The organism is Leisingera sp. ANG-M7 (genome assembly GCF_000813965.1).
Taxonomy (GTDB): Bacteria; Pseudomonadota; Alphaproteobacteria; order Rhodobacterales; family Rhodobacteraceae; genus Leisingera.
In genome coordinates this window covers 1-5855 of the sequence record NZ_JWLI01000033.1, presented here as the reverse complement: position 1 = coordinate 5855, position 5855 = coordinate 1, and the positions used below count along the sequence as shown (strand labels likewise).

Annotated in this window: 3 tRNA genes and 3 rRNA genes; all 6 read left to right on the top strand. The window is 54.4% G+C overall.

The features are described 5' to 3' along the window. The first annotated feature begins 367 nt into the window (after positions 1–367). The 6 genes from RA26_RS21565 to RA26_RS21540 all read left to right on the top strand — a co-directional run bounded on the left by RA26_RS21565 (position 368) and on the right by RA26_RS21540 (position 5762). Positions 368–1831 (top strand): 16S ribosomal RNA (locus RA26_RS21565). A gap of 152 nt (positions 1832–1983) precedes the next feature. Beyond that, positions 1984–2059: transfer RNA gene (locus RA26_RS21560), tRNA-Ala, on the top strand. 25 nt (positions 2060–2084) lie between these two features. After that, positions 2085–2161, top strand: a tRNA-Ile gene (locus RA26_RS21555). 422 nt (positions 2162–2583) lie between these two features. Further along, positions 2584–5411: ribosomal RNA gene (locus RA26_RS21550) — 23S ribosomal RNA — on the top strand. Between the two features lie 115 nt (positions 5412–5526). Then, positions 5527–5641: ribosomal RNA gene (gene rrf, locus RA26_RS21545) — 5S ribosomal RNA — on the top strand. Together the 16S, 23S and 5S rRNA genes with 3 tRNA genes alongside form the textbook arrangement of a ribosomal RNA operon. Positions 5642–5685: 44 nt before the next feature. After that, positions 5686–5762, top strand: a tRNA-Met gene (locus RA26_RS21540). Positions 5763–5855 lie beyond the last annotated feature (93 nt).

Genomic DNA, 5855 nt, shown 5'->3' with positions numbered 1-5855 from the left:
GGACGGGAAACGGACCGGAGAGACGGTTGGACGCTCAGGAGAGACTGGGTCATTTTGGAGATTTTGCAGGCGGGCGCGCTGAGGGATTGGCGCAACGGTCTGGTTTTGGCCTCCGGATGATGCTCTTTGACATTGATGGAATACTGAAGAGATATGCGGGCGGTTTGGTTCATTTCGATGGATCAGCCGATGCATATCGCGCTGCTAGGGCTTAGGTCCGATGATGCAGTGTCAGCTTCACTGTTTGTACGGTTCTTCGGTGCCTTTGGTACTGAAGCACATACAGACAGAGACTTTCATGGGGATTAGCCTCCCTGTGAAGATGTGCAGAGGTTCGAACGTCAAGGATATGCTGGTGACAGCATTTCAACTTGAGAGTTTGATCCTGGCTCAGAACGAACGCTGGCGGCAGGCCTAACACATGCAAGTCGAGCGCGCCCTTCGGGGTGAGCGGCGGACGGGTTAGTAACGCGTGGGAACGTGCCCTTCTCTAAGGAATAGCCACTGGAAACGGTGAGTAATACCTTATACGCCCTTCGGGGGAAAGATTTATCGGAGAAGGATCGGCCCGCGTTAGATTAGATAGTTGGTGGGGTAACGGCCTACCAAGTCTACGATCTATAGCTGGTTTTAGAGGATGATCAGCAACACTGGGACTGAGACACGGCCCAGACTCCTACGGGAGGCAGCAGTGGGGAATCTTGGACAATGGGCGCAAGCCTGATCCAGCCATGCCGCGTGAGTGATGAAGGCCCTAGGGTCGTAAAGCTCTTTCGCCAGAGATGATAATGACAGTATCTGGTAAAGAAACCCCGGCTAACTCCGTGCCAGCAGCCGCGGTAATACGGAGGGGGTTAGCGTTGTTCGGAATTACTGGGCGTAAAGCGCGCGTAGGCGGATTGGAAAGTTGGGGGTGAAATCCCGGGGCTCAACCCCGGAACTGCCTCCAAAACTCCCAGTCTTGAGTTCGAGAGAGGTGAGTGGAATTCCGAGTGTAGAGGTGAAATTCGTAGATATTCGGAGGAACACCAGTGGCGAAGGCGGCTCACTGGCTCGATACTGACGCTGAGGTGCGAAAGTGTGGGGAGCAAACAGGATTAGATACCCTGGTAGTCCACACCGTAAACGATGAATGCCAGACGTCGGCTAGCATGCTAGTCGGTGTCACACCTAACGGATTAAGCATTCCGCCTGGGGAGTACGGCCGCAAGGTTAAAACTCAAAGGAATTGACGGGGGCCCGCACAAGCGGTGGAGCATGTGGTTTAATTCGAAGCAACGCGCAGAACCTTACCAACCCTTGACATCCTGGGACCGCCAGAGAGATCTGGTTTCCACTTCGGTGGCTCAGTGACAGGTGCTGCATGGCTGTCGTCAGCTCGTGTCGTGAGATGTTCGGTTAAGTCCGGCAACGAGCGCAACCCACATCCTTAGTTGCCAGCAGTTCGGCTGGGCACTCTAAGGAAACTGCCCGTGATAAGCGGGAGGAAGGTGTGGATGACGTCAAGTCCTCATGGCCCTTACGGGTTGGGCTACACACGTGCTACAATGGCAGTGACAATGGGTTAATCCCAAAAAACTGTCTCAGTTCGGATTGTCGTCTGCAACTCGGCGGCATGAAGTCGGAATCGCTAGTAATCGCGTAACAGCATGACGCGGTGAATACGTTCCCGGGCCTTGTACACACCGCCCGTCACACCATGGGAGTTGGGTTTACCCGAAGGCCGTGCGCCAACCTTTCGAGGGGGCAGCGGACCACGGTGAGCTCAGCGACTGGGGTGAAGTCGTAACAAGGTAGCCGTAGGGGAACCTGCGGCTGGATCACCTCCTTTCTAAGGATATTCCTGGCATCACAGAGCTTGCTCTTGATCGTGGAATACTTAGCAGAAGATGCGCAAACAAAGCGCATCACCATACGGACCGGACCGTCCTCATATCTCTTCAGAAAACATCGGATGCCTGCCTGGCAGGGATCAAAAAGCAAGGGGCCTTAGCTCAGCTGGGAGAGCGCCTGATTTGCATTCAGGAGGTCAGGAGTTCGATCCTCCTAGGCTCCACCACTTTGCAAGCGGCCCGATTGAATACGGGTCGGTAGCTCAGGTGGTTAGAGCGCACGCCTGATAAGCGTGAGGTCGGAGGTTCAAGTCCTCCTCGACCCACCATCCCCCCAAGGACACTGATCTGGGGATGGCCGTATGGAAGAACACATCTTCAAGCAGTTTGAGACTGTTTGAACGTCTGTTCTTCAGACGCAATTGACATCGTTAAGAGAGATACAATCAACAATACTGTTGGCCGCCCGCGTGAGGGATTGGCCTCAGTCAGGTGCTGATCTTCTTCGGAAGTGAGGCGAGCTTCAGAATACGTCATGTTTCCTCAGACGTCCTGGAGTATGCCTGGTTGAAAAGACAGTGTTGTCCAAGTCAAGTACACTAACCCGCGCATTCGACAGAATGCGCAACAAGTTCCTGGTCACCGACATGACCGGGAGCGGGATAGTTTGCTTTTTGGTTCAGAAATAGAGGCGCCGGTTTCTTACCAGCTTCCGGTGCTGCGAGACGTAACACTCTCTCTTTCTGGATCAAATCAAGCGCGAGAAGGGCGTTTGGTGGATGCCTTGGCAGTAAGAGGCGATGAAAGACGTGATACCCTGCGATAAGCTTGGGGGAGCCGGGAATAGGCTTTGATCCCAAGATCTCTGAATGGGGGAACCCACCTGACAGATCGTTATTGTTACCTTTGGTAATCAATAATGGTTTGAACCAGGTACTTAAGGACTGAATACATAGGTCTTTAAGAGCAAACCCGGGGAACTGAAACATCTAAGTACCCGGAGGAAAGGACATCAATAGAGACTCCGTTAGTAGTGGCGAGCGAACGCGGACCAGCCGAGCCTGATGAGTGACCAGAATGCGTTGGGAAACGCAGCCATAGCGGGTGACAGCCCCGTATGGGAAGCTTTGAGGGACGTATTAAGTAGGGCGGGACACGTGAAATCCTGTTCGAAGATCGGAGGACCACCTCCGAAGGCTAAGTACTCCTTACTGACCGATAGCGAACCAGTACCGTGAGGGAAAGGTGAAAAGCACCCCGGCGAGGGGAGTGAAACAGTACCTGAAACCGAACGCCTACAATCAGTTGGAGGCCCCTTGAGGGCTGACAGCGTACCTTTTGTATAATGGGTCATCGACTTGGTCTCACGAGCAAGCTTAAACCGCTAGGTGTAGGCGCAGCGAAAGCGAGTCTTAATAGGGCGCATGAGTTCGTGGGATCAGACCCGAAACCGAGTGATCTAGGCATGGCCAGGTTGAAGGTGCGGTAACACGCACTGGAGGACCGAACCCACATCCGTTGAAAAGGATCGGGATGAGCTGTGCCTAGGGGTGAAAGGCCAATCAAACTCGGAGATAGCTGGTTCTCTGCGAAATCTATTTAGGTAGAGCGTCATCCGAATACCCCGGGGGGTAGAGCACTGGATGGGTAATGGGGCCCCACAGGCTTACTGATCCTAACCAAACTCCGAATACCCGGGAGTACTAGATGGCAGACACACGGCGGATGCTAACGTCCGTCGTGGAGAGGGAAACAACCCTGACCTCCGGCTAAGGCCCCCAATTCATGGCTAAGTGGGAAAGCAGGTGAGACGTCCAAAACAACCAGGAGGTTGGCTTAGAAGCAGCCATCCTTTAAAGATAGCGTAACAGCTCACTGGTCTAATCAAGATGTCTTGCGGCGAAGATGTAACGGGGCTCAAGCCATGAGCCGAAGCCGAGGATGCACATAGTGCATGGTAGCAGAGCGTAGTGTGACATAGTCTCATTCCTCCTTAGTTCCTTCGGGAACATTGGAGGAGAGAGGCTTTCGATGAAGCCGGGGCGTGAGCCATCCGGTGGAGAGATCACTAGCGAGAATGATGACATGAGTAGCGACAAAGAGTGTGAGAGACACTCTCGCCGAAAGTCCAAGGGTTCCTGCTTAAAGCTAATCTGAGCAGGGTAAGCCGGCCCCTAAGCCGAGGCCGAAAGGCGTAGGCGATGGGAACTAGGTTAATATTCCTAGGCCAGGAGGATGTGACGGATCATGAAGGTTGTTCGCCCTTATCGGATTGGGCGGGCCGCTGATTGGTCCCTGGAAATAGCCCTCCATCAGACCGTACCCTAAACCGACACAGGTGGACTGGTAGAGAATACCAAGGCGCTTGAGAGAACGATGTTGAAGGAACTCGGCAAAATACCTCCGTAAGTTCGCGAGAAGGAGGCCCGGGTTCAAGGCAACTTGGATCCGGGGGCACAAACCAGGGGGTGGCGACTGTTTATTAAAAACACAGGGCTCTGCGAAGCCGTAAGGCGACGTATAGGGTCTGACGCCTGCCCGGTGCCTGAAGGTTAAAAGGAGGGGTGAGAGCTCCGAATTGAAGCCCAGGTAAACGGCGGCCGTAACTATAACGGTCCTAAGGTAGCGAAATTCCTTGTCGGGTAAGTTCCGACCTGCACGAATGGCGTAACGACTTCCCCGCTGTCTCCAACATCGACTCAGCGAAATTGAATTGCCTGTCAAGATGCAGGCTTCCCGCGGTTAGACGGAAAGACCCCGTGCACCTTTACTACAGCTTCGCACTGGCATCAGGATTGTGATGTGCAGGATAGGTGGTAGGCATCGAAGCCGGGACGCAAGTCCCGGTGGAGCCTCCCTTGAGATACCACCCTTCGCACTCTTGATGTCTAACCGCGGTCCGTTATCCGGATCCGGGACCCTGCGTGGCGGGTAGTTTGACTGGGGCGGTCGCCTCCTAAAGAGTAACGGAGGCGCGCGAAGGTTGGCTCAGAGCGGTCGGAAATCGCTCGTTGAGTGCAATGGCAGAAGCCAGCCTGACTGCAAGACTGACAAGTCGAGCAGAGACGAAAGTCGGCCATAGTGATCCGGTGGTCCCGCGTGGAAGGGCCATCGCTCAACGGATAAAAGGTACGCCGGGGATAACAGGCTGATACTGCCCAAGAGTCCATATCGACGGCAGTGTTTGGCACCTCGATGTCGGCTCATCTCATCCTGGGGCTGGAGCAGGTCCCAAGGGTACGGCTGTTCGCCGTTTAAAGAGGTACGTGAGCTGGGTTTAGAACGTCGTGAGACAGTTCGGTCCCTATCTGCCGTGGGTGTAGGATACTTGAGAGGAGTTGCCCCTAGTACGAGAGGACCGGGGTGAACGATCCACTGGTGGACCAGTTGTTATGCCAATAGCAGTGCTGGGTAGCTATGATCGGACAGGATAACCGCTGAAGGCATCTAAGCGGGAAGCCCCCCTCAAAACAAGGTATCCCTGAGGGCCGTGGAAGACCACCACGCCGATAGGCCGGAGGTGTAAGCGCAGCAATGCGTTCAGCTGACCGGTACTAATCGCCCGATAGGCTTGATTTGATCCAGTAACAGACAGTGTTACAAAACCAATCAAAGCAAACATCCCTAAATGACACGGACTTGTTGATTGTACCGGCGCTCCCCATAAAGGCGCGCCGGAGTGGATTTTCCTCGGTTTGGTGGCTACAGCACAAGTGAAACACCCGGTCCCATCCCGAACCCGGAAGTTAAGCACTGTCGCGCCGATGGTACTTGGGCTCAAGCCCTGGGAGAGTAGGTCACCGCCAAACCTAGTAAAATCCAAAATCTCTCTCAACGATACAAAAACACCTGACGCGGGATGGAGCAGCCAGGTAGCTCGTCAGGCTCATAACCTGAAGGTCGCAGGTTCAAATCCTGCTCCCGCAACCACCGTTTCCGACCAAGCCCTCGCCAACAGCGGGGGCTTCTTCGATTCAGGCGTCCCCAATGCCATCAGCCCCGCCAGCTCTCCAAAAAGCTCAA